Genomic DNA, 24,048 nt, shown 5'->3' with positions numbered 1-24,048 from the left:
TGTTCCGGGCTGACAGTGGGTGTTCTGGAATACCGTGCGGCAGCTGTCTGTGGCAAGTGAAGCCGCATTTTTTATTGCGGGCGAGACTCGTGACTTCTGGTAAAGAGTCCTTTTCGGGTTCGACGGTTTTTCCGAAGGAACGTCGAGGGGATACTCGACTCCACTGTTCACACCCCTTCAGGAGTTACAGATGTCTATCCCTATGCAAAACGTTCCCGCCTTCGGCCTTGGCACCTTCCGCCTGCAAGGCCAAGTGGTAATCGACTCTGTGAGCACGGGCCTGGAACTGGGCTACCGCGTCATCGATACCGCGCAGATCTACGAGAACGAAGCGGATGTCGGCAAAGCCATTGCCGACAGCGGCGTGCCGCGTGACGAACTGTTCATCACCAGCAAGATCTGGATTGCCAATTTCGCCGAAGGCCAGTTGATTCCCAGCCTGCGTGAAAGCCTGCGCAAACTGAAAACCGACTACCTGGACCTGACCCTGATCCACTGGCCGTCGCCGGAAGACCAGGTGCCTGTCGCCCAATTCATGGGCCAGTTGCTGGAAGCCAAGCGCCTGGGCCTGACGCGCAAAATCGGTATTTCCAACTTCACCATCGACCTGATGAAGCAGGCGATTGCCGCGGTGGGCGCCGAAAACATCGCCACCAACCAAATCGAACTGCATCCCTACCTGCAAAACCAGAAGGTGGTGGATTTCGCCATCGCCCACGGTATTCAGATTACGTCGTACATGACCCTGGCCTACGGCGAAGTGCTTAAAGACCCGGTAATCCAGCAGATCGCCGAACGCCACCAAGCCACGGCGGCGCAAGTGACCCTCGCGTGGGCCATGCAATTGGGCTATGCGGTGATTCCGTCGTCCACCAAACGTGCCAATCTGGACAGCAACCTCAAGGCCCTGCAACTCACTTTGAGCGCTGCCGACATGGCACAGATCGCCGGCCTGGAGCGCGGCCATCGCCTGACCAGCCCTAAAGGCATCGCCCCGAAGTGGGACTAAACCCCGGCCGCCGGCGTGCGGGATAACTCCCGCAGCCATGGCAATACCCGCAGGCCACGGTGGGGCTCGGGTGGGTCGATGATGTCCATGAAGTGCTCGAGGTTGACGGTGTCCGGCATGCCGGGCAGCCTGACCAGCAGCGTCGGCGGTACACCGCCTGGAATATCCAGGGTTTGGTGGTCGTAGACCAGTACATGATGCACCTGGGGCTGCGGCCCGTCGGCCTGGGCGGCCAACCCCGCATTAATGATCAGTACGTCGAATGGCTCGGCCGGGATGGCGGTAAGAATCTGGACTTCTTCAAGGGTTTGCACCGGAACAATCCGGTGGTACCCCAGCTGGTTGAGCATTTTTTCGATGTACAGCCGTTGCAGGTGCTGTTCATCGGCAATCAGGATAGTCAGTGCTTTGTTCGGCATGGCAAACCCCTGGCAGGCTGTGCTCGTCAGTGAGCGTGGCCCATTTTCCAGACATATCCCGAAGACAAAATCAGGTATGTTCCTCCTTCATGTAGGAGTTCTCCCAAATCCACTGAACGGCGCTCAACCGCGCTCAGCGCCGAGCGTAAAGCTGCTCAAGCGCCGATGCAGATCGTCGAGGGCTTCGCTTACCGCTTCAATCGCCGTGCCCAGTGCGTCGCGCTCCTGGCGCTGACACACCTCCTCAAGCCTTTCGCAACAGGTTATCAGCGTCCGCGCCTTGACCAACCGTGCACCGCCCTTGGCGCGATGGGCGAGGTCATGCAGTTCGTGAAAATTCAACTGGCGGTGCAGCACCGGCAGCAGCGCGCGGTCTGCCTCAAGGCTTTCAAGCAACGGTATCAACAGTTCATTGAGCGCCGCGTCATCGTCACCCGTCAGCGTGATCAGGGCGCTCACATCAAATGTCTGCTCAACCTCAGATACCCCAGGGCTGGTCGCAAGTGCGGCCAGTGCCGAGCGCAAGTCCTCAAGGCCGGCAGGTTTGAACAAACAGGTATCCATGCCTGCCTGTCGGCAGCGCTCGGTTTCCTCCGGTTGCGCGTTAGCGGTAAAGCCCAGCAGCAAGCACGGTACCAAGCCTTGCGCACGCTCCTGCGCGCGGATATCGCGCGCCAGGGCGTAGCCATTCTTGAGGGGCATGTTGCAATCGGTGATCACCACATCCGGTTGCTCGGCTTGCCAGCATTCAAGCCCTTGCACACCGTCTTCGGCCAGGGTGATGCGATGCCCCAGAAAGCGCAGTTGGCGCGCCAGCAGCAAGCGATTGGCCGGGTAGTCGTCCACCACCAAGATGCTCAATACACGGCCTGGCCGGACCACAGGCGCCGGCCCAGCACGCTCGACCGGCACTGCGGTGGCCCTGGCCAACGTCAACGTCATGTCCACTCGCGTGCCCTGCCCGGGCGCACTGCTCAACTGCAGCGTGCCGCCCAGCATTTCACACAGACTGCGGCTGATCACCAGCCCCAGCCCCGAGCCGCTGCGCGCTGATTGTTCGGTGTTGCTGCCCTGGAAAAACGGGTTGAACAGACGCTGCTGGTCTTCACTGCTGATGCCGATGCCGGTGTCTTCCACCCACAATACGAGTTCCAGATGGCCAGTGTCAGACCCCGGTGCACTGCGCCCGCCCAGACGTACCTGGCCCTGGGCCGTGAACTTGATCGCGTTGCTCAGCAGGTTGGACACCACCTGCTTGAACCGCAAGGAGTCGATCAGCACCGGATAATCAATCAGCGGGTCGAGTTCCACCTGCAACGCCAGGCCTTTGGTCCGCGCCAGCCCCTCGAACACCCGCGCCACCGAGGTGAGCAATTCATGCAGATTGGCCGGCGCCAGGGTCAGGGACAAGTGACCGGATTCGATTCGGGAAATATCCAGAATATCGCCAATCAGCTCGAGCATGCCGCGCGACGCAACCGAGGCGACCTCCAGGGCATCGCGGTCGACGCGCCCCTGCTCGGCATTGGCAAGCGCCAATTCAATCATGCCGATCACCGCGTTCATCGGCGTGCGAATCTCATGGCTCATGGTGGCCAGAAACGTGGTCTTGGCGCGGTTGGCGGCATCGGCGTCTTCCTTGGCTTCCTGCAACTGGCCCAATAGCCGTTGGCGTTCGCTCACATCCACCCAGCCGGCGATCATGCCCACCACGTTTTCGTCCCCATCGCGGTACGGCAGCATCCAGTGGTAAATGGTCAGCACCTTGCCACCCGGCAACGTGAGTAGCCGGTCATTGATCTGCGGCTCGCCGCGTTCCATCAACCGCAGGTAATCCTCATGGAAGGACCGCGACTGCGCAGGGTTGCCGCTGTCGGCTTCTATCACCGTCTTGCCGATCACTGCGTCGGACTTGAAGCCGAACACGTCCAGATAAGCGCTGTTGCACGCCATCAGCCGGCCCTGGCGGTCGCGCACGTAAATCGGATAGGGCGTGCCGTCGATCAATACGCCCATAAAACGCATCTGGTCGCTCAAGGCCCGTTCCGCCTGCGCGCGTTTGCGGATCAGGCTGCGCAGGTAAATAGCCCAGCCGGAAGTGATTAGCAGCAACAACGCCGCCAGGCCAAAGCCTTGAATGATCGCACTGCGGTGACGCAACCAATGGTCCTCGATGATCACATCCGTGCGCCATTGGCTGACCAGCTCATCCATCTCCTGCGGAGGGATACTCAGCAACGCTTTGTCGAGTATCGAGTACAACTCCAACTGGCCACGATTGACCCCGAACGTCATGCGTGCCGGCTCGGCGCCGACGGTACTGGTCACGCGCAAGCGGTCGCGGTACTGCTGGGCGATCAGGTAACGCGCATTGATCAATGAGTTGACTGCCCCTTCGGCAGCCCCGTTGGCCACCAGCGCCATGGCTTCGGTGGGGTTGCGCGCCGCCACAAAGTTAATCCCTGGGTAATCGCGGTGGATGACGTCACGCACGGCATTGCCACTGCTGATCGCGAGGCGCTTGCCGACCATGTCCTCCAGCGTCATCGTGCCGGGGTCGTCATTGCGGGTGACCAGCACCACCGGGTTGGTCAGGTAAGGCCGGGTAAAGCGCACCTGATCAGAGCCTTCGATACTGGGGGTCACCACCGCCATCATGTCGGCGCGGCCTGTACTGACCGCGTCAATCTGCTGAGGCATCGAGCCGCCGGAAACGACATCGAACTTCAAGCCGGTACGCAAGCTGATCCGCGACAGAACATCGGCACTCAAGCCCTCCAGTCGCCCTTGCGCCGTAAAGGACGCCAACGGCAGCATCTGCTCGGACGCCACCACCCTGACCCGCGGGTGTTTCTCCAGCCAACGCTGCTCACTGGTGCTCAAGTGCAACCGCTCGGCACCGAGCAGGCCCAGGTTGTCACCGTTCCAACGACGCAATATTTCCATCTGTTCGTTCGCCGGGATCGCCCTCAGCGCAGTGTTGATGATGCGCAGCAAGCGGGTGTTGTCCCTGAGCACGGCAAAGGCGAAGGAATTGGATTCCAACGTGGAAAAATCCGCCATTTGCACATTGTTCAAGTGGTTGCGGTTGATCTGGTAATTGGCAGAGATGGCATCGCCCAGGTAGACATCGGCGCGACCGAACGCGACGGCGCCGATGGCTTCGAAAATAGATGGAAACAGCTCCACATGGGCCTTGGGGTAAAAAGCCTCTACCACGTCGGGCGGCATGTAGTGATAGAGCATGGCGATGCGCTTGCCTGCGAGGCCGACGCTCAGGGATTGGCTGTCGCCAGTGCGGGTAACCAGCACCGGCTGGTCATTGGCGTAGGAACGCGAAAGCACCAATTGCGGGTCGCCCGCCTCAAAACCATTGGACGTCCCAAGCAGGTCAATGGCGCCTTGCTTGAGGGCTTCGAGCACTTCATCGCGGGTGTCGTAGCGCCGCACCTCAACGCTGATGTTCAGCGCTTGGGCGAGCAACCCGGCATAGTCCGACGTGATGCCTTCGATTTCGTCGTTGTTGTTGGTCAGTTCGAAGGGCCCGTAGTCGGGCGCGGAAACCCCCATCAACAACACACGCCGCCCCCGCAACCACTGCCAGTCAGCCTCGCCCAGCGTTACGGAGTGGCCATTGAGGCTGGAGTGCCCCAGCAGGCGCAAATTTTGCGGCTGATCAAGGGCACTGGCCATCATCGGCAGCAAGCCCATCAACAGCGTGATGATGAACCGTCGCATCGGCGCAAGGATCATGTCTGATCAGATCAGATGATTACGCTGTGCAAACTTGGCCATGTGGACCACAGACGACATGCGCAGCTTCTCCTTGAGTCGCGTCTTGTAGGTGCTGATGGTCTTGTGGCTGAGTAACATCTGATTGGCAATTTCGTTATTGCCCAAGCCCAGGGCCAGCATCTGCAACACCGCCAACTCGCGATCTGACAGGGCTTGCACCAGTTCCTGCTCCGTGGACTGCAGATCGTCACGGCGCACCGAACTGCTCGGCAAACTGGGGAAGCAACTGTAGTTGGACATCACCGCTTTGATAGCCTTTTGCAGCTCATCCAGCTCACCGGTCTTGGCCACAAACCCCATGGCGCCGGCACGCATGCAACGCGCCGAAAAAAACTCCGGAAGGTACGAGGTCAGTACCAGAATCTTGCACGGCAGGCCCAGCGCCTTGACCCGGCTGATCACCTCAAGCCCCCCCAGCTTCGGGATCGCCAAATCAAGAATGATCAACGCCGGACGCCCCTCTCTGGCCTTCTGCACAGCGTCCGCACCGTTGCCCGCTTCATCGATTTCGGTGAAACCTTCCAGCGTCAGCAGATGCCGGACGGTTTTACGGATAAACGGATGATCATCAACTATTAGCGCTTTAGTCATAAAACTCCCCTGAGAGGATAAGTACCCTTACACATCACACGGGACACAGGTACCTGTGAGAAATGACAGTGCCGACCAGCGGTGCTGCACCTACTCAGGACAATAACCAGGCTGTTCCTGGTCCCTTCGATTGAAACCGGCCGAACACGTACAGCCAAACCAATGCCGCCGGCTAGCTGCAAGCGCGCAACCTTAGCAACGAAATGACGTTTCATCCGAAGGGATAGTCCCAAGCGTATGTAGGACTTTTCCTCACGAAACATGACCAAGCCAGCGCCTGGTCATGCGTGAGGCGCGCCGGTTAATCAGTGGTGCTCGGGCTCCAGAAGGCCTGCACCACCAGGGTCGATGTGGAAATACGCGCTACCAGCGCATCCAGTTCGTCGCCGTCTACCGAGGTCGCGACCAGGGTGGCCTCGATCTCCACCTCTTCACTGCCAAACGGCCGGACGTCAACGTCGCTCGCCGGGTAGTTGCAGCGCGCCAGCTCGGCTTCGAGCAACACCATCACCGCCTGTTGCTGGCTGCGCCGCGCGATGACATAGAGGATGTTGGTCACCTCTGCCGACACCACGTCCAGAGGCTGACGGTTGATATTGTTGACGATCGGGCGCAGCAGCGTGTTGGCCGCCAGTACAAACAGCGTGCCCAGCAGCGCTTCGAGGATCAGATCGGCGCCCGCACAAGCGCCCACGGCTGCCGAGGCCCACAGGGTGGCGGCAGTGTTGAGCCCGCGCACGTTGCCCTCTTCGCGCATGATCACGCCAGCCCCCAGAAAGCCGATGCCCGAGACCACGTACGCGACCACCCGAACCGCACCTTCCGCGCCGCCCAGCCGGTTGGCCATGTCGACAAAAATCGCCGCGCCCACGGCCACCAGCACATTGGTGCGCAAACCCGCCGTGCGCTGGCGGTACTGACGCTCGAAGCCGATCAAGCCACCGAGGATAAACGCCGCGCTGAGGCTGACGACAGTATCGACCAAAGAATTGAGGTTGATGTTGTTGATTGCTTGCATAGGAAATCCTCCCTGTTTATTGCCAGCCAAACTGACGGATACAGATACCCTTGGCCCGCCCACCGTAAAAGGCAGGCGCGTCCGTAGCAGCCTGAATGCTTTCAGGTGCTGGTCAGCGTCGATGAGAGGGATGCACGCAGGTGCCAGGACTGGCCGCTGCCGGAATGCCGCTTCTCGCTTTTTTCAGGCGAGACAACGGCACAGGAAGAATGCGCGTTATCTTGCCAAGGATGTGCCGGTTACTGAAACCGGCCGACAACTGTCACTCGAACAAGTACCCACTGAGGGTCTCCGCTATTGATGAAAACGCGCGGAGTTTACGCCGCGTTTTCGCGTGAGTAAACCGTAGGAAAGCTTACCGATGACCAACAGGCCGCTTCTTCAGCGCGAGTTCAGGAAGCGTTTTCCAGGCGTCATCCCGATCAAAGGTGGAAGGGAAATGGTCACTGCAGATCAGGTCTATGTACATCGGTTATGACGGCGTACCCGGCCCATCACGCTCGACCTTTTCCAGGTACTCATCCATCCGCCCACCCGCCAACGCCTTGACCTGAATCGAGACCGTATTCACCTGCCGTCCCATCGTAATTCCCTCGCGGGTGCGCACCGGCACATACCCAAGCTTGGGCCAGAACCGCTCGGCCCTGGTGTTGCCGACCACCACCGTCAGCCGCAGCCATTGGGCGCCTTTGCTCGCAGCCCAGGATTCGAGATCGGCATGTAACTGTCGCGCAAGCCCGGTGCCGTGCAAACGCGTATGCACCAGCAGCAATCCGATATGCCAGACCCCGGCAGCGAGCAAGTCCGCGGCAATGTTCACCACGGCGACCAACTGATCCTGCGCATCGCGGTAACCCAGCCAGTACATCCGGCTGCAGCGCCACCCTGCCGGCAAATGGCCCTGCAGTTCTTCGCGCGCTTCAGTCGGCCCGGCCGGCTCGCCATTGACCGCGATGAAATAGGCCGGCGCCTGTTCGAAAAAATGCTGCAGCTCAGCCGCGTCGCTGCCCAGCAATTCAACCACCCGGATGCCCGCGACGGAGCAGCCCGGCAACGCCTCAACATCAACGTCCATGTTCACTTTCCTTCAGTCATCGCGCGTCAGCACTTCCAGCAACTCGATTTCAAACCGCAGGTTGCTGTTGGGTTTGATGTGCGCGCCCATCGAGCGCTCGCCATACGCCAGGTGCGCCGGTACACACAATGTGCGTACACCGCCGACGCGCATGCCCATCAAGCCCTGGTCCCAGCCTTTGATCACGCGCCCGGTGCCGATCACACACTGAAACGGCTTGCCGCGTTCCCAGGACGAATCGAACACCGTACCGTCTTCCAGGGTGCCGGTGTATTGGGTGGTGATCAGTGCGCCCTTGACCACGGTTTTACCGTCGCCCAGGCGGATGTCAGTGATCTGAAGGTCTTGGTTGCTCATGGGGTGCTCGTTGAATACCAGAAGGTGGGCGTTTTCCCAGAATCACCGGCGTTTGGCAAGCACCTGCGCACGGCCCAACGGAGTGCGGACAGCAATGCCCCCCTGCCCGCTCGCAGCCATTCAAGGCGCCGGGCGCAAGCCCATGTGGAGTTGCAGCGCCTCGATCAAATGAAATTGATAAAGATAGCGCTCGTGCTGGAGCGGCTCCCACCGATCAATAAAGAAGTGCCCGCGCTCGTCCACTTGAATCGGCGTGGTGACAATGTCGCCGCTGCGCGAACGATGCACCAGCAGCGTCTGGTCGGGCGCCGGGCGCTCGATCAAAAAATGCCCGGCGTGCGTGAGGCGTGAGCGGTCGGCGGGCTTGAACGCCTCCGACGGCTTGCGGCCGGCCACCGCCACATCAAGGGCAAAGTCACTGCGCATGGCCACCCATTCATCGGGGCGCAGGGGCCTGTTGGCCGCCTCCCATTTTCCCACCCGCAAGCCAACAGGCTGGCCGGGCGCCACATCGTTGATATGCAGGCTGATGGCGCCCTGCAACCTTGCCAGGCCAGGCACGCCCAGAAACGTGTCGGTGTGGGTGTTGCCCATCAACGCCACCCAGCGATGCGGACCATGTGCAGCTTGATCCTGAGTGATGACCTCATTGGCAAAATAGCTGAACATCGCCGTGCGCGACGTTCCTTTGTCCGGCATGCCATCGACGCAGTAACTGGCGAAGCAATCCAGCGCACGCACGCGAATCTTGTACTTGGCGGCAGTTTCGATCACCGCGGTGTAAGTGTGCGGCCCTTTATAGCCGAGCATGTGCCCACGGTCCTGTATCCGCAGATAGTCCTTGAGCGCCTTGGACATCGGACTGCCTTGGTACAAGGCATCAAGGTCCGCCTGATGCAGGTCCGTCAGCAGGTGCTCAACATAGAGCGTCTTGACCTTCATGGTCTTCAATTCCTTGATCAACAGCGCCTTGCTCGATTGCATGCTGTGCGCCTCGCCGATCAATATCCCGTTTGAATGGGCATAGGCGCGCTCGAAGAACTCACGCGCGGTGAGGCCGGGCGACAGCTGTGGCTGCGGCGCCGCAGCGGGTGGCACGTGGTCTTTGAAATGCGCGCCGGCCGCCGCGTCGAGACGTTCGCGAGTCCGCTGGAAAGCCGTGTAGGCCGGTCGAAGCGCCGGGTTGCCGGGGAAATACCGCGAATCCAGACCCTTTGGCGAATCTTTCAGCGTGCGCAATGCTTCACGCAGCGCAGAGGGCATTTCGAACACGCTGTAGCGGTGCTGCGCCGGGGGCGGCAACGCCTGCGCCTGGGGTTGGGTGTAAGCGGTCTGCAGGGTGATCTTGAAATCAGCCTTGGCCAACGCATCATCGGGAATCGAGCCGGGCGTGTCTTTCCACACCCCGACCGACGTGCCGACGCTGACATCCTCGACACGCAGGCTCACGGCGCTGTGCAGGTCGGCCAGGCCAGGGACTTGTTCATGGGTATTCATGCGTCGGTGATCCACCAGTGCCACCCAAGCGTCGTCAGGGTTGGCCGCCACGTCGGCGGCGATCACCTTGTGGGAATAGAAGTTGCGCAGACGGTTCTCGCGAGGCGTGAGCACCGAGGTGGTGCCCCCCGCCAATGCATCGTCCAGATAGTAGGAGGTGGACGCATCCAGCGCCTTCACCTCGATGCCGTGGTCAGACGCCGCCTGCACCAGCGCCTGATAGGAATAGGCGCTGTCCTTGGGCATGCCCAACGCTTTATCGACGCTCTTGAGGTGCGTGTCGATGCTCTTCGACGCCTTGGCGGTGTGGCGTGTTTCCAGCTTGGCCCGAAACACATCGGCGGGCAGGTACTCGATGTACAGACGCCGCACGCCGTGGTCGTGCAAGGCTTGCAGGGTGTCGATCAGGAACTGCTTGCTGGCAATCGAATCCACGCTCGCGCCGATCACCAGCCCTTTGCTTTCACTGAGCAGCTTTTGCAGGATGACTTCATGCAGGGCGTCAGGCTCAACACTCAGTACATCGGCCCGGGGAACAATCGGGGCCAAGGCATCAAAGTAAGCGTTGGCGTCACGGGTCAGGTTGTCCACTGCCGTGCCGTACGGCGCGCGCAGGTGGAACAGCTGCTTGCCCATGATGTCCCTGGCGATCTGCTCGCCATACGGGTCGGCGATGCGCGCGAAGGCCGCCTCCACGGCGCCAGGGGTCACCACATGCTCCAGGTCTTTCAACAACGCCTGCGGGGTTTCGTAACGCTCCAGCGGGCTGACGGCGACGGGCAGTTTTTCATATTTGGGTGCGCCACCCGCAACACCGGCACGCATCCACTGGCCTTGAGTATTACGATGGACCAGCCGGCCGGTGGACTGCAATTTCCCGGTTGCAGCATCCTGCCTGAGCAGCAGGAAACGCCCCAGAGCGTCGGGCGTTTTGCGGGTCCATAACGCCTGGCCTTGGAACATCACCGCTTGCAGATCATCGAAGGCCGGCGTTGGCGCCTCCAGTTGTTTGATCAACGACAACGCTTGTTCCTGCGGCGCGGTATGCAGCAGCGGACGTATCGGCTTGCCCAACGGGCTGATCAGCGCCGGGCGCAAATCAGTGAATACCGCGCCGGCGCTATTGAGCAGGTAGCCAAGGTAGTGCCCGAAGGCTTCACCCATCTGCCCCTGGTTGTACGCGTGCAGGGCGAGCATCCCATCCTTGAAAGCCAGCGACATGCCCAGGCTCAGGCTCAGCACCGGGTAAGGCGCGGTGGCGATGGCAACGAGGGGTTCGATAACGCTCCACACCAGGTCCATGATCATGTGCACACGGTTGACGGAGGTTGCCTCGACGTCGTCTATCTTGCGCTGCAGCTTGGCGTCGTACAGCGCCTGGCGAAGGTTGAGCACTACCGTCTCGCGACTGATCGGGTCATACCGGCCAGGGCTGGGATGGCTGCGGTTTAGGGTCTGCGGCAGTTGCTTTCTGGCGTTCTCCAGAAACCCATGCACGCGGGCCTTTGCCTGCGCGCCCACCCGCTCGGCGAGGTAACCGACCATGCCATCCACGTGTTTCAACACATAGTTGAACAGCCGCGCGTGGCGAAAGGTGACGCCATCCGGCGCATTCGGCGTGTAGAGCAGCACCGGGTCATGCCCGCGCTTGAACAGGAAGGTGTCGATCACCCATTCGCCGTCCACAAACAGCCGGTGCACCTGGTAACTTTCGCGCACCTGGTCGGAGGTATTGCCCAGGCTCTGCAGGCAGGTGTCCAGCCAGTCCAGGTCAGCCTGGGAGATGTGGCCTTGCGAGCGTGATTCGAGTGCAGCGTTGCGCATCTGCAATTGGCTGATGGCCAGCGTTGCGTTACGTCGGAACACATAGCCGGGGCTGCTGGGGCTTTGCAGGGTGTTGCGCACGTGGTCGACATAGCGCTGGCCGATCCACACGCCCCGCACCGAGCGCGACACCGCTTCAGGCGTCAAGCGGCTGAGGTCGACGCCGGCTGGGCCGGTAAAGGTCGCCGAGGTTTCAAACTTGGGGTCCAGAAACCCCACGCTGTCGTGATAACCGTCGCGCAACAATTGGGTGTACGTGACGGAGTCCGGCGTCGTAAGCCCGGGAAACGCCTGGAGGTAATGGACGTGGACCGTATTGGGGTCGACGTCCTGCGCGGCACGCCCGAGCAGCGCGTTCAGGCGAATTTTGGCTTGTTCATGCACAAAGCTCGCAAAGGTCGGGAACAGCGCCTGGCCGTGCGGATCGCCATGGTAAGTGCGCAAGGCGCCCTCGGTGTCCTGCGCCAGGCCGGTGAGCGTCTGGCGCTGCGCCTGGCTGGCCGAACTGAACCACAGCGGCGTGGCGAACGTGAGATCGTCGCCCATCGTAGCCAGCATGTGTTGCGCCAGGGCTTTGAGACCGGCGGCGTAATCGGCAACAAAGGTGAACCTGACCTCGTGGTACTCCTGTGCATGCGGTTTGAGGCTCAGGCCCGTGAGAATCCGTTGCATGGCGGGGCGAAAACGCAGCGACAGTGTACTGAGGACATACCCCTTCATGGCGGGCTGAGTGCACCAGCCAAGCAGGTGCGCCTTGCAGCTGGCCTCGGTGTCAAACGCCTGGAACTGCGTCGCGCTGGGGGCCTCGGGCGTGCACAGCAACAGGCGTTTGACCTCACCCTTGGCGTCCGTCTGACGCAGCAGCCACAACCCATTGAGCTGTGCCTCGTGCAGCGACACGGTAGCGGCGCTGAGGTTTTCGCCGCGGCCCTCACGCAGAGCCTGAATCAATACGTAGTCGGCCTCGCTCAAATGGCGTTGCAACACTGCCGTGTACGCCAGGGCGTTGAGCCGGTGGTCGAACATCGATTCGATCGCCTGCTTGACCACCGGGCTGCTGTGGCTTTCGTTCAGCACCGTGGCAAACGCCAGGCGCGGTTGCAGGCGGCCCAGCAAACTCGCCAGGTAGGCCGGCGTCAGGTCCTGATACTCAGCGTCCAGCGGCGTCTGGTCATAGGTCAGCGTGGTTCTGGTGAGGAAGTCCGACCCTGGCGCCTCATCGCCCTTGTGCAACCCGCGCAAGGCCAGCAGGGTCAGGCTTTGTTGCTGCTCGTAGTCGCCCACACCCGCCACGCTACGCCCGGTGCTGACCTGCAGCAGATCGGGGTCCAAGTCGTGGATTTGCAGCTCGGCGGCCAAGTGCTCGACCACCTGATAACGCGCCAGCGCCGGCGGCGTGGCGGCCGGGCCCAGCAGGTCGAGCATCGTCGCGCGCGCCTGGTTATAGCTGGCCAGCAATTGGGCCAGCAGGGTTCGTTGCGCAGTATTGGCGCTGCGATACCAATCCGGGGCGCTGTAGCGCAAGCAGCGGTCAAGCAAGCGCTGGGCGTGCAATGCCAGGCGCGGACCGAGGTCGGGCAGCGTCGTCTGGATCGCCAGATCGAGGTCAGCGACCACCTCGCGTGCCGTGCGCCCCGGGTTCCCCACCAGGTCGAGCGCCCAGTCGATATCCTGCTCACGCTTGGCCGTCAACGCGTCAACCGTGTGCTCGAACAGCGGCTCAGCGTCGATCGGTTCCAGCGCCAGTGGCCAGATGCCGGCCGGGCCCAGGGCTTGGTAGCGTCTGGGCAGCAACGCCATGATTTCGCTGCGCCACGCCGCGTTGTCCATGGCGTTCAGCAGGTAACGGTCGAGTTCTTCCAGCGAGTTGAAGGATTCGATCCCGCGCAGCGGGTTGAACATCAGCACGTTGCCCACTGATTCGCCGTCGGTCAGCGTGTTCACCCGCGGATGCTTGAGCGTGGTCAGCACAAACGCCCCGGCGAACTCAATGCGCCGCGCCTGGTAGGTAAAAGTCAGCGCATACAGGCCGGGACGAAACGTCGGGCCCAGCGAGATTTGCGTGATCTGGCGCGCCATCTCCGGGTGCAGCAGCCGGTCGTTGAGGTCACGCTGTGCCTCCTGTTCCAACGCGGTAATGCCCGCTTCGTTGCTGAGGAAACTGCGCAGCCCCTTGCCGTTGATCACGCTGTGCCCTTGCATCGCTTGCACTTGAGCGTTCAACTCGCGCCGCAGACGCGCCAGCAATGCCTTGCCGTCGGCATGCTGCAGGTCGGCGGTTTCCAGGGGCTGATACAGCGCACGCAGCGTGGCGGCGAGCGCCTCGCAGTGGCTTCGTAGTGTGCGGTGCAAACGCTGCAAATACGCCTGCTCGGCGCCGACAGGTTGCTCGGGCAACAGCGGCGCCGGCTGCTCGAACACGTGGTGGCCGATCTGGTTGAGGTAACCCTTGATCTCGCTGAAAGAAGGAACGGGTGTGGCAGAAATGGCGGTGCTCATTGGTCGTGGCTCCATGCGATGAAAGAGGCATCAGCATGGAGAACGGCCGGTACGCGCGGTGTTAGATAGATAGTGGCGAGGGCGCGTGTTCCCGCGCCACGGCGATATCGTTGAGCCTTATCTGAGTGGCAGGGCCGCGGCGTGCTTTACAGCCAATGCCAGAATCGGCTCCAGAAGCCCCGCCCCAAATCATCCTTGCAGCCTGCATATTGCGCCGCATACATCTGCGAGCGCGCCTGCACTTTGCTGGCCACCGGCGGCAGCCAGGCTTTGGCGGCGTAAGTGCGCTGGCGGTAACCGCCCCAGCCTTCGTGGTAGTTCAGGTACTGGCCGTAGGCGTCGTATTTGTACACGCCGTTGATGGTGTAGGTCTTGTCCATGTACCAACCGACAAAATCGATAGCGTCGTCGAAGTCCTGGCGACTGGCGCCGCTGCGGCCCGTGCTTTTGCGGTAGTCGTTCCACACTTCATCCTTGGCCTGGGCATAGCCGGCGGCAGTAGAGACGCGGCCCCAGGGGATGATCCACAACAGGTATTTGCGCGGCGCTAGGGCGTCCTGATGGAAACCGGACTCCTGATACATGATCGCGAACGGCACCTGGATCGGCACACCCCAGCGCTTTTGCGTGACTTTGGCGGCGTCGTACCAGTCGCCCTTTTCACGGAAGATGCCGCACAGGTCATTCGGCGTGCGTGGCGGCGAGGTGCCGCATGCCGCCAGCATTGAGGTGAGGAGTAACAGTCCGACGGCTTTGCCTGCGCTCAAGGGGCACCTTTGCGTGATTCGCGTAAAAGGCCGCTATTTTACGCATTCATTCAGGCACATAGGTTATCGGCTTCGCCCTGTAACCTGTGGGAGCGGGCAGCACTGGCCCACGGCATTGATGTCGTCGCGAATGTTCATGAATGCGCCTCGGCAAATTCCACCGGCCCACCCAGCCAACACCCCTGAACCTGCCCCGCCGCGTCCCGGCGAAACCGCAGGGAAATCTGCGACGGCCGGATCATGCGCGGAATCGGGCCATGAAAGATTGGCAATCGAACTGAAGAAACCCAATCAACTGTGGGAGCTGGCTTGCCTGCGATGCAGGCAGCTCGGTCATTCAGTCAGACCGCGGTGATGCTATCGCAGGCAAGCCAGCTCCTACAGGGGGCGAGTGTGACCCAGGCATGTCAGCCGCGCCGCCACTCATCCGGCGACCTACCCAGCACACACCGAAACACATGGGCCAGGTGCGACGGCCAGGTGCGACGGTGATTCATAGCCGACGCTGTTGGCGATCTCCAGAACCGACGTGCGCGTATGCCGCAGCAGTGAGTGACGAGGAAGAATGGCTGCGTTGCGGCGGCACGCACACGAACTGGCGGTCGAGCACCGACGTGCTGCGCCCGCTGTCTTCGTCCTTGAAGCCCAACACGCCATGCTCAGGCACTGCACGGGAATGGAGCGCTGACACTCGCATGTTTGGTGTCAGTGAAAAGCGGCGTCCCTGCCGCTGACACGGTTAAGCCAAAGGTACGCGGCGTGTGGTCAACGCCGTGCGGCCGACGAAGAAGCTTAGGGCCGCGCCCAACAGCAGCATGGCCAGGGTGCTCCAGGCTGCACGCGAGAGCTGTTTGGCGGCGACTTCGCCTGCTTCACGGGCCTTCTGCTCGGCCTGTTGCTTGAGCTCATCGACCTTTTGCATGGCTTGCTGATAAGCCTGCGCATAGTTGTCGACGATTTGCGTGGCTTGCTCTTTGCTCTTGCCGGTACGGGCCGCAACGATGTTGACCAGCGCGTCTTTATCCGCCGCATTCAACGCAGGTTCACCGGAGGCTTTCACGCGCTCGAACCACTGCTTGAGCTGATCACCGGCCTGGGCCGGGTTGGTCGCGGCATCCGTGGCCGTCTGCTTGCCATCGGCGGCAGCCTGGTCGGTTTTCTGCTCGACGTTGGCCGGGTCCAGTTCAGGCTTGCCACTTTGCTTGAGCAAGGTGTCGAGTTGGCCTTGCAGGCTGTTCCAATCCAGGTGAATGCCCTGCTCGTCCAGCTGCTGCTTGACGCTATCGCTGATGCCTGGCGCTGCGGCGGCGATGCCGCTGCCGGCAGCCGACAGGCCTTTGCCGACAACATTGCCTGCCGTGCCCACCACACTTGACGCCAGCGCCGCCAGCAGCCAGGTGGTGAAGAGCGTGGTCAGCGTCCAGGTCAGCACGCCATGCAGGCCGCCGCGATCCGGCGCGGTACGCCCCGCCACAAACGCGCCGACGGCAATGGCGACCAGCGTCGACACGAACAGCCAGATCCCGGCGCCCGTGCCGAAGCCACGCAACGGGTTACCGGCTTGCATCGGGTCGACCGCGCTCGCGCCGATGGCCGTGCCCAGCACGCTGAGCACCAGGTAGGTCACCAGGGCAATTGCACTACCGGCCAGCACAGAGCTCCAGGACACGCGAAACGGTGAACGATTGGTTTCATAGACAGTGGTCATGATTAATCCTTTGAGTGGTTGACCGTTTTAGTCTGGCGAGCGCAGGCACGGCCGTCCTCGCGCAAATGCACCAGGCCTTCTGGTGCATTCGCACCCCGCGCCGGGCAATTTCTCTGCACTATCCTCAAGCCCGAGTGTCGTAATTGCCATGCGCCCATACCCCGGAGAGACCATGACTCAGGACGTTCTTGCCAAAGAAACCAACCGCCGCCAATTGCAGCAGATCATCTCTGGACTGTCCGACGGCGTGATCCTGGCCGAGGTTGACCAGACCATCCTCTGGGCCAACGAAGCGGCGTTGACCATGCACGGGGTCAGCGAGGTCGAGGCGTTGGGTGTCAATACTGCGCAATACGCCAAGCGGTTCGCGCTGCGCTATCGCAACAACCATCCGCTGCCGCTGGAGAGCTACCCGCTCAGCCGCGTGGCCGCCGGTGAAGAGTTCAGCGATGTGGTGGTGGAAGTCACACCCGCCGCCGACGAAAACCGCAGCTGGGTGCACCGCTTGCGCAGCCTGGTGCTGACCGACACTCAGGGCGAACCCGAGCTGCTGGTGCTGATCCTCAGCGACGCCACCGAGTGGGCCAGCGCCGAGCAGCGCTTCGAGAAAACCTTCAACGCCAACCCGGCGCCCGCCGTGATCTGCCGCTTGAGCGACCTGCGCTATATCAAGGTCAACCAGGGTTTTCTGGAAATGACCGGCTACAGCCGCGATCAGGTCATCGGTCGCTCGGTGTATGAACTGGACGTGCTGGAGCAGGCCGAGCGCAAGGACCTGGCCGTCCAGCGCCTGGGCGAAGGTGCAACCATCCCGCAGATGCAGGCCGAGCTGCGCCTGCCCGAAGGCGGCAGCAAGCTGGTGATCGTCGCGGGCCAGCCGCTGGACATGAACGAGGAAGACTGCATGCTGTTTTCCTTCACCGACCTGGAGCCAAGGCGCAAGGCGGAAATTGCCCTGCGCCAGAGCGAGGAGCGCTTTGCCAAATCGTTCCGTCTGACGCCGGTGCCGACTCTGGTGTGCAGCGCCGCCAACCGGCAGGTGGTGGATATCAACGAAGCGTTCATGAACATCACGGGCTACACCAGTGAAGAGCTGATCGGCAAGACCATCGACGAGATTCACTTCATCGACAGTCCCCAGGCAGGCGCGCAACTGTTTGCGACGCTGGAAAAAGCCGGCAACCTCGACGGCCTGGACCTCAAGGTGCGCAAAAAAGGCAGCGAGGTGATCGATTGCGTGGTCTCCGCCGACACTGTGCTGATCCAGGATGTGCCGTGCTATTTGCTGGTGATGATGAACATCACCGAACGCAAACGCTCAGAGCTGGAGTTGGTGGCGGCCATCGAGGAAGTGATGCAGGACGCCTCCTGGTTCAGCCAGACGCTGATCGAGAAACTGGCCAACGCCAAGAGCGTCAACAGCCCCAATTTGCCGAACGTGGCCTTCACCGACCTGACGGCCCGTGAACGCGATGTGCTGGGTTTGATCTGCGAAGGCCTGGCCGACAAGGAGATTGCCTCGCGCCTGAAACTGGCGCCGAACACCGTGCGTAACCATGTGGCCACGGTGTACTCCAAGCTGGGGGTGCATAGCCGCAGTGCGGCGATCGTCTGGGCCCGTGAACGCGGGCTGTTTGCCGGGGAATTACGGGTAAAAAGCAAAAAATAAAGTGCAAATGCACTAGTAAGACCGGTGCAAATTCGCCTTATTTGCGCATAACGAGGTGCTTAACCTTGAAGGGTGGGCACAGGGCTATGAGTCCCGTGCCGTATTGGTTTGATCTCTTGAAGGAATGCACTATGAAAAGCGAACAAGTCAAAGGCGCCGTCGAGAAAGTTGCAGGCAAGGCCCAGGGTTTTCTTGGCGACCTGACCGGTGATGAGCACTTGCAAGCCGAAGGCGTTGCGCGCCAGGCCGCCGGGCAATTGCAGCAGACCTATGGCGACGCGCTGGATACGGTCAGTGATTTCGCCCGCAATAAACCGCTGGCTACCGTCGCCGTTGTCGCCGGTGCAGGCCTGCTGGTAGGCCTGTTGCTGCGCCGTCGTTGAGGAGCCTGAGCAAGATGTTCACCCTTTCTCAATTGCGTAATTGCATCGAAGAAGGCCTGTCGCCGCTGACCTGCGAGTTCACCTTGTGCCGGGATGCTTCGTTGACCCTCAAGGTGTTCGACGCCCAAACCGGTCGGGTCGACCTGGTGGTGACCGGGATCAGCACCAACCGGCTGCAGACCCCGCAGGAAGTGGAAAAGATGGTGGAAGAGTTGCGCTACGAATTGCAAAGCAACAACGTCGGCAAGCTCACGTTGGATGATTTGCCTTTAGCGACGCACCCATGAAATAGAACACCCCGCCACCGACGGTAAACGCCCCCAGCATGTAAAACATGTAGTGGGCCGGCAGGCTGGCCAACACCAGCCCACACAACACCGGCCCCAGCGCGGCCCCCAGGTTGGACAGGTTCTGTGCCCCGTAATACATGCCGCGCAGGTGGTCAGGGGCAATTCGGTCGATAAACATGTACTCGGCCGGAAACACGATGATCTCCCCCACAGTAAATACCGCCATCGCCAGCACCCACCACAGCACGCTGGTGGCCAAGGCAAACCCAATCACACCCAGCATAAACATGCCCAGGCCAGCGATCAGCCACTGGCTCAGGTGGCGGTGCGAGATGCGCCGGCCAATCACATACTGCAAGGCAATCACCAGGACGGCGTTGGTGGTGAGCACGGCGCTGATCACGGTGTAGGTATATTGCGCGGTGGTGGTTGTCACCAGGTACTGCGACAGATACGCCGTGAACTGACCGAACACCACTGCACTGAGCACGCCACCCAAGGTGAAACACACCAGGCGATGGTCGCTCAGCAGCACGCGGCCGACGGCGAGAAACGCCAGCGGTTTGTGCGTGGCATCGACGCTGGCCAGGCTGCGATCACCCCAGCGCCAGTACAGCAGGAAAAACCCCAGGCCCAGCAGCGCCGAGAGGACGAAAGGCAAGCTGATATCCACCTTGGCCACCATCGCGCCAAAAAACGGGCCGACGGCATAGCCGATATTGGTCAGGGTGTACTTGATGGAAAACACTTCGCTGCGCGCGTCTTCGGGCAGCAAGCTGGCGAAGCCGGCCTTGATGGCGATGTCGATGACGGCATAGGCCAGGTTGATCAGGATCAGGCAGCTGTAGAACAGCCAAATGCCCTGAGCCACGACGGTGCCGATAAACCCCAGCACAAACAGCGCGCTCAAGCCCAACAACAGCCTGTAGCTGTTCACGCGGTCCACCAGAAAGCCGCCATACACGCTGAGCAATGAGCCGACAATCAGCGAACTGCCGATCACCAAGCCGACCTGAGTAATGTCGAGGCCGAAGTGACGGGTGAGGTAAATCACCAGGTAGGGAAAGGTAATGGCCTTGGCCAACGTCAGCAGTAACGTGGCGGACAGCAACAGGTTAACGGTACGCGGGTAGTTTCTTATGGTGGCAAGCATCCTGCTCTCATCCGTTTGAGGTAACGCGACCTGTAGGGTCGGTTACCTTAACGCAAGAGCAGGCAAAAAAGACCGGTCATTTCTTGACGGGCGTGATCTCGAGAATCGTGCCGTTGGTGGTTTTGAGCAGCACGAACTTGTCACCCACGCGGGCCCATTGGCTGTCTTCTTCGGGTTGCTTGAGGCCGCGTTTCTTCCAGTCGCTGACCGCCGACTCCTTGCGCATCAGCATGTCCGGGGCGCGGTCGCCTTCTTTCAAATCGCGTGCGTTGATGCTCGAAGGCTTCACCGTTTCCTGCGGGGTATCACCGGCCTGCACGACAAAGCTGGCGGTGGACAGGCCCGCGGTCAGCAACAGGCAAGCAGCTAGGGTTTTGGACTTCATGGGTGCTCCTTCAATGAATGATGCGTACCCAGGTTCGGACCGCGGGCGCGCGGAATCATTCAGCCCGCCTTCAATCCTTGTGGCGAGGGGTTACACCGGCGTGCCTTGATGGAACACCATCCGCCACTGCCCTTCTTCCTGCCGCCACACTGAACTGCGCAACGATTCCCCGACGCCGTCGCGGTAACCGCGATAAGTCACCAGCGCCACCCCGTCACTGAGTGCTTTCACCGCAAACTCCATCATGCGACGCGCACTGAAAGCCTCATCCTGCAACCCGGCAATCACTTCGGCCTTACTGCCCCAGACATTGCCACTGGCGCCAAATTCGACAAAGTCATCCGCCAGCAAACGTTCAAGCTGCGCGGCATCGCTGCGTGTAGTGCTCTGCTGCAGCGCCTGCTCTAACGAAAACAGATGCGCTTCAAGATCCATCAGCCTTGCCCCCATGAAATTAATCCTGTAATTTTTCATGAAATTTCTCGACATAAATTTCATGACCCAACAACAAGAACTCGCCACCCTGGCCGCGCTGATCCACGACCTGCGCAAACACAAGAAACTCACCCTGGCGCAACTTGCGCAAAAAATCGAGCGCTCGGTGGGTTTCCTGTCACAGGTCGAGCGCGGCCTGTCGCGCCCCACCGTGGCGGACTTGACCGCCATCAGCCACGCCCTCGATGTGCCCACCACCTACTTCTACAGCCTGCCCAAACCCAAGGCGGTGGACTGGGTCACGCGCCCCAACGAGCGGCGCACGGTGTATTACGCCAACGGCATCACCGACATTCTGGTCTCGCCGAGCATGAACGGCGCCTTTTCGATGCTCGACAGCCTGCTCGCGCCCGGTGCCAACAGCGGTGAACACACCATGAGCGACCGCGCCGAGCAGGCCGGTTTTGTGCTGGAGGGCGAGTTGACGCTGTGGGTGGAAGGCGAGCCGGACTCGGTCACCCTTGGCCCTGGCGACAGCTTCCACCTGGCCAGTTTCGCCCATTGCCGTTACGCCAACCTGACTGACCTGCCCGCCCGCGTGCTGTGGGTTTACAACTAGGAGCAACACCTGTGAAAAACCAGTCTTCCACGTTGCTGGCCGAAGTACGGAGCTTTCGCCAGAACCACCCCGAGGTGCGTTATGTCGACCTGATCGCCCTGGACATTCCGGGGCATTTCTACGGCAAGCGCTACCCGGTGGAAATGCTGGAAAAAGTCGCCGCCGGCAGCCCGCTGAAGCTGCCGCAAAACGCCGTGCTGCTCGGCGCGCAGGGCGGGCTGTTCAAGATTGGTGATTATTGCTTCCACGACGGCGATCCGGACGCCAACCGCCGTCTGGTGCCAGGCACGCTCAAGCCGGTGAGTTGGGAGTCGCAGCCGCTGGGGCAGATGCTGATCACCTCGGACGGCACCGAGGCGCCGATCGAGTTCGAACCGCGCGAAGTGCTGGCCAAGGTGCTCGAACGCCTGCAGCACAAGGGCATTCATCCGGTGGTGGCCTTCGAATTGGAGTTCTACCTGTTCGACAAAAAACTCGACAACGGCCTGCCGCAATTCGCCCGCGACCCGCTGAGCGAGGACGCCGATGACCAGCCCAACTTGCATATCGAGCGGCTGTCGCGCTTCAGCGAGGTGCTCGACGACATGGCGCAAACCGCCAAGGACCAGGGCATCGACATCACGGTGATCACCGCCGAAATCGGCCCGGGCCAGTTCGAAATCAATTTCGGCCACCTCGATGACGGCCTGCGTGCCGCCGACTGGGCCGCCCTGTTCTGCCGCAGCACGCGTGGCGTGGCACTCAAGCACGGTTACCGTGCCAGCTTCATGGCCAAGCCTTACCTGCAATTTCCCGGCAGCGGCATGCATGTGCATGTCAGCCTCTACGACGCGGCGGGCAATAATCTGCTCGCCGCGCACCAGCAACAACCGCTGCGCCATGCCGTGGCCGGGTGCCTGGAATTGCTGCCGCACTGCATGCCGATCTTCTCGCCCAACCACAACGCCTTCCGCCGCCTGGGTGGCACCGTCAACGCAGCGACCCGTGCCAGCTGGGGCTTTGAAGACCGCGATGCGTGCGTGCGCATTCCCGAGTCAGACCCGCGCAACCTGCGCATCGAGCACCGCCTGGCCAGTGCGGATGCCAACCCGTATCTGGTTCTGGCGGCGATCCTGGCAGGGCTTGAGCATGGCCTTGAAGCCAAGCAGGAACCCATCGCGCCCTTGAACGAAGACCGTCTCAGCGGCACCGAATTTCCCCTTGAGATGCTCGACGCCGTGCGCGCCATGCAACATCAGCCGGTGGTGCGCGATAAGCTCGGCGCAGAATTTGTCGACGTGTATTGCGAGAACAAACGCCAGGACCATCTGGCTTTTCAACACGAGATCAACGCGCGGGAATACCGCTGGTTTCTCTAACCCCCAGGAACCACCGATGCCCGGGCAAAGCGCGCCAGCGCTCAAGGAAATATTCAACGCCGAACGCCTGCAGCACATCGCCCGCGAGATGTCGGCGGTGTACCCGGCGTTCGACGCCAAGGGTTTTCTCAAGCACGCCAGTGCCGGGCTTGCCGAGTTGTCGGTGATGCAGCGCATGGCGCGGGTCAGCGAAAGCCTGCACGCCGTGATCGCGCTGGATTATGCGCAAACGCTCAAGCTGCTTTACGCCCTTGCCCCGCGCCTGAACAGCGCGTTTGTCTGCCTGTGCCTGCCGCACTACGTGGCAACTTACGGCCAGGGTGACTTCAGGCGGTCCATGGCCGCGCTGAAATACTTCACCACTTTTGGCTCTGCCGAATTTGCCATCCGCCCTTTCTTGCTGAACGACTTCCAGCGCACCCTGGCGGTCATGCAGCAATGGTCGCTGGATGCCAACGAACACGTGCGCCGCCTGGCCAGCGAAGGCTCGCGCCCTCGCCTGCCGTGGTCTTTTCGCCTGACCGAGGTGCAGGCCAACCCCGAACTGTGCGCGCCGATCCTCGACAACCTCAACGCCGACAGCAGCCTGTACGTGCGCAAGTCGGTGGCCAACCACCTCAACGACATCACCAAGGACCATCCGGAATGGGTACTCGGCCAGATCGAAGGCTGGAACCTGGACAACCCGCACACCGCCTGGATCGCCCGCCACGCCTTACGCAACCTGATCAAGCAAGGCAACACCCGCGCACTGACGATCATCGGCGCCGGGGCCAAGGCCGAGGTGAAGATGCATCACCTGGCCGTCACGCCAGCCGTGATCAACATGGGGGAACGGATCACGCTGTCATTCAGCCTCGAATCCACCGCGGCCGCCCCACAAAAACTGGTGGTGGATTACGCCATCGACTATGTAAAAAGCGCCGGCCACAGTGCGGCCAAGGTGTTCAAGCTCAAGGCATTCACCTTGGGCGCGGGCGAACACCACAGCATTCGGCGCGAACACTCTATTCGTGAGCTGACCACGCGCAAGCACTACCCGGGCACTCATCGGGTGCGTGTGCTGGTCAACGGCGAGCAGCTCGGCAGCGCGGAGTTTGAACTGCGCAAACCTTGACCCAAATCAAGCAAAAGGCTCTAGCACGGGCCTTTCAGCCAGATAAATTGTCGAACAATCCTGGTTTTTGTTGTTGCGAT

Annotated in this window: 20 protein-coding genes; 7 read left to right on the top strand and 13 right to left on the bottom strand. The window is 61.3% G+C overall.

Translation table 11 applies throughout. From position 1 onward, the window contains the following. Positions 1-190: 190 nt before the first annotated feature. Positions 191-1,009 carry a 2,5-didehydrogluconate reductase DkgB gene (gene dkgB / locus ACP7B3_RS21970; protein ID WP_426180762.1) on the top strand — a complete coding sequence of 273 codons (819 nt, stop codon included), beginning with the start codon at positions 191-193 and terminating at the stop codon, positions 1,007-1,009. On the opposite strand, the gene ACP7B3_RS21965 is transcribed toward dkgB, so the two are convergent. From ACP7B3_RS21965 to ACP7B3_RS21920, 10 genes are all read right to left on the bottom strand, one after another. Continuing rightward, the gene (locus tag ACP7B3_RS21965; protein WP_426180760.1) at positions 1,006-1,428 is read right to left on the bottom strand and encodes a chemotaxis protein CheY; all 423 of its coding nucleotides are present in this window, start codon (positions 1,426-1,428) and stop codon (positions 1,006-1,008) included. The genes dkgB and ACP7B3_RS21965 overlap by 4 nt on opposite strands. 123 nt (positions 1,429-1,551) lie before the next feature. After that, the gene (locus ACP7B3_RS21960) at positions 1,552-5,181 is read right to left on the bottom strand and encodes a transporter substrate-binding domain-containing protein (protein ID WP_426180758.1); all 3,630 of its coding nucleotides are present in this window, start codon (positions 5,179-5,181) and stop codon (positions 1,552-1,554) included. A 6-nt stretch (positions 5,182-5,187) separates the two neighbouring features. After that, positions 5,188-5,814 (bottom strand): response regulator transcription factor, encoded by a 627-nt coding sequence (locus ACP7B3_RS21955; protein WP_106579958.1) that lies wholly within the window; start codon positions 5,812-5,814, stop codon positions 5,188-5,190. A 301-nt stretch (positions 5,815-6,115) separates the two neighbouring features. Further along, positions 6,116-6,832 (bottom strand): MgtC/SapB family protein, encoded by a 717-nt coding sequence (locus ACP7B3_RS21950; protein ID WP_119735498.1) that lies wholly within the window; start codon positions 6,830-6,832, stop codon positions 6,116-6,118. A 472-nt stretch (positions 6,833-7,304) separates the two neighbouring features. Beyond that, positions 7,305-7,907, bottom strand: a complete 603-nt coding sequence (locus tag ACP7B3_RS21945; protein ID WP_426180755.1) for a GNAT family N-acetyltransferase — start codon at positions 7,905-7,907, stop codon at positions 7,305-7,307. A gap of 12 nt (positions 7,908-7,919) precedes the next feature. Beyond that, positions 7,920-8,264, bottom strand: a complete 345-nt coding sequence (locus tag ACP7B3_RS21940; protein WP_145163437.1) for an FKBP-type peptidyl-prolyl cis-trans isomerase — start codon at positions 8,262-8,264, stop codon at positions 7,920-7,922. Positions 8,265-8,384: 120 nt separating this feature from the next. After that, entirely contained in the window at positions 8,385-14,084 is a 5,700-nt protein-coding gene (locus tag ACP7B3_RS21935; protein WP_426180753.1) for a membrane-targeted effector domain-containing toxin, read from the bottom strand. A gap of 146 nt (positions 14,085-14,230) precedes the next feature. After that, positions 14,231-14,851 (bottom strand): hypothetical protein, encoded by a 621-nt coding sequence (locus ACP7B3_RS21930; protein WP_145163433.1) that lies wholly within the window; start codon positions 14,849-14,851, stop codon positions 14,231-14,233. 493 nt (positions 14,852-15,344) lie between these two features. Then, positions 15,345-15,548: a hypothetical protein gene (locus tag ACP7B3_RS21925; RefSeq protein ID WP_242201039.1), complete on the bottom strand. Its 204-nt coding sequence runs from the start codon at positions 15,546-15,548 to the stop codon at positions 15,345-15,347. 42 nt (positions 15,549-15,590) lie between these two features. After that, positions 15,591-16,559: a hypothetical protein gene (locus ACP7B3_RS21920; RefSeq protein WP_106579945.1), complete on the bottom strand. Its 969-nt coding sequence runs from the start codon at positions 16,557-16,559 to the stop codon at positions 15,591-15,593. A gap of 172 nt (positions 16,560-16,731) precedes the next feature. Here ACP7B3_RS21920 and ACP7B3_RS21915 point away from each other — a divergent pair, with 172 nt between their 5' ends. The 3 genes from ACP7B3_RS21915 (at position 16,732) to ACP7B3_RS21905 (ending at position 18,898) form a co-directional block, all read left to right on the top strand. Beyond that, positions 16,732-18,228, top strand: coding sequence for a PAS domain S-box protein (locus ACP7B3_RS21915; protein WP_145163431.1), 1,497 nt, complete (start codon positions 16,732-16,734; stop codon positions 18,226-18,228). A gap of 131 nt (positions 18,229-18,359) precedes the next feature. Further along, positions 18,360-18,611, top strand: a complete 252-nt coding sequence (locus ACP7B3_RS21910; protein ID WP_242200796.1) for a CsbD family protein — start codon at positions 18,360-18,362, stop codon at positions 18,609-18,611. A gap of 14 nt (positions 18,612-18,625) precedes the next feature. Then, on the top strand, positions 18,626-18,898 hold the full coding sequence (locus ACP7B3_RS21905; RefSeq protein WP_145163427.1) for a DUF1652 domain-containing protein: 273 nt from the start codon (positions 18,626-18,628) through the stop codon (positions 18,896-18,898). Here ACP7B3_RS21905 and ACP7B3_RS21900 read toward each other — a convergent pair. The 3 genes from ACP7B3_RS21900 to ACP7B3_RS21890 form a co-directional block, all read right to left on the bottom strand. Beyond that, positions 18,861-20,054: an MFS transporter gene (locus tag ACP7B3_RS21900; protein ID WP_145163425.1), complete on the bottom strand. Its 1,194-nt coding sequence runs from the start codon at positions 20,052-20,054 to the stop codon at positions 18,861-18,863. The genes ACP7B3_RS21905 and ACP7B3_RS21900 overlap by 38 nt on opposite strands. Before the next feature lie 76 nt (positions 20,055-20,130). Next, positions 20,131-20,439, bottom strand: coding sequence for an RcnB family protein (locus tag ACP7B3_RS21895; protein WP_106579940.1), 309 nt, complete (start codon positions 20,437-20,439; stop codon positions 20,131-20,133). A gap of 90 nt (positions 20,440-20,529) precedes the next feature. Continuing rightward, positions 20,530-20,937, bottom strand: a complete 408-nt coding sequence (locus ACP7B3_RS21890; RefSeq protein ID WP_426180749.1) for a DUF4440 domain-containing protein — start codon at positions 20,935-20,937, stop codon at positions 20,530-20,532. Between ACP7B3_RS21890 and ACP7B3_RS21885 the strand changes: the two genes are divergently transcribed. From ACP7B3_RS21885 to ACP7B3_RS21875, 3 genes are read left to right on the top strand one after another with little or no spacing between them, the layout of a single operon-like run. Then, on the top strand, positions 20,936-21,493 hold the full coding sequence (locus ACP7B3_RS21885) for a helix-turn-helix domain-containing protein (protein WP_426180747.1): 558 nt from the start codon (positions 20,936-20,938) through the stop codon (positions 21,491-21,493). The genes ACP7B3_RS21890 and ACP7B3_RS21885 overlap by 2 nt on opposite strands. 11 nt (positions 21,494-21,504) lie before the next feature. Next, positions 21,505-22,851, top strand: coding sequence for a glutamine synthetase family protein (locus ACP7B3_RS21880; RefSeq protein WP_426180745.1), 1,347 nt, complete (start codon positions 21,505-21,507; stop codon positions 22,849-22,851). Positions 22,852-22,867: 16 nt separating this feature from the next. Beyond that, entirely contained in the window at positions 22,868-23,968 is a 1,101-nt protein-coding gene (locus ACP7B3_RS21875; RefSeq protein ID WP_426180743.1) for a DNA alkylation repair protein, read from the top strand. Positions 23,969-24,048: the final 80 nt, after the last annotated feature.

It is taken from the genome of Pseudomonas sp. TWRC1-2, from assembly GCF_049896685.1.
Classification (GTDB): domain Bacteria; phylum Pseudomonadota; class Gammaproteobacteria; order Pseudomonadales; family Pseudomonadaceae; genus Aquipseudomonas.
This window is presented reverse-complemented; position numbering and strand designations above follow the sequence as displayed.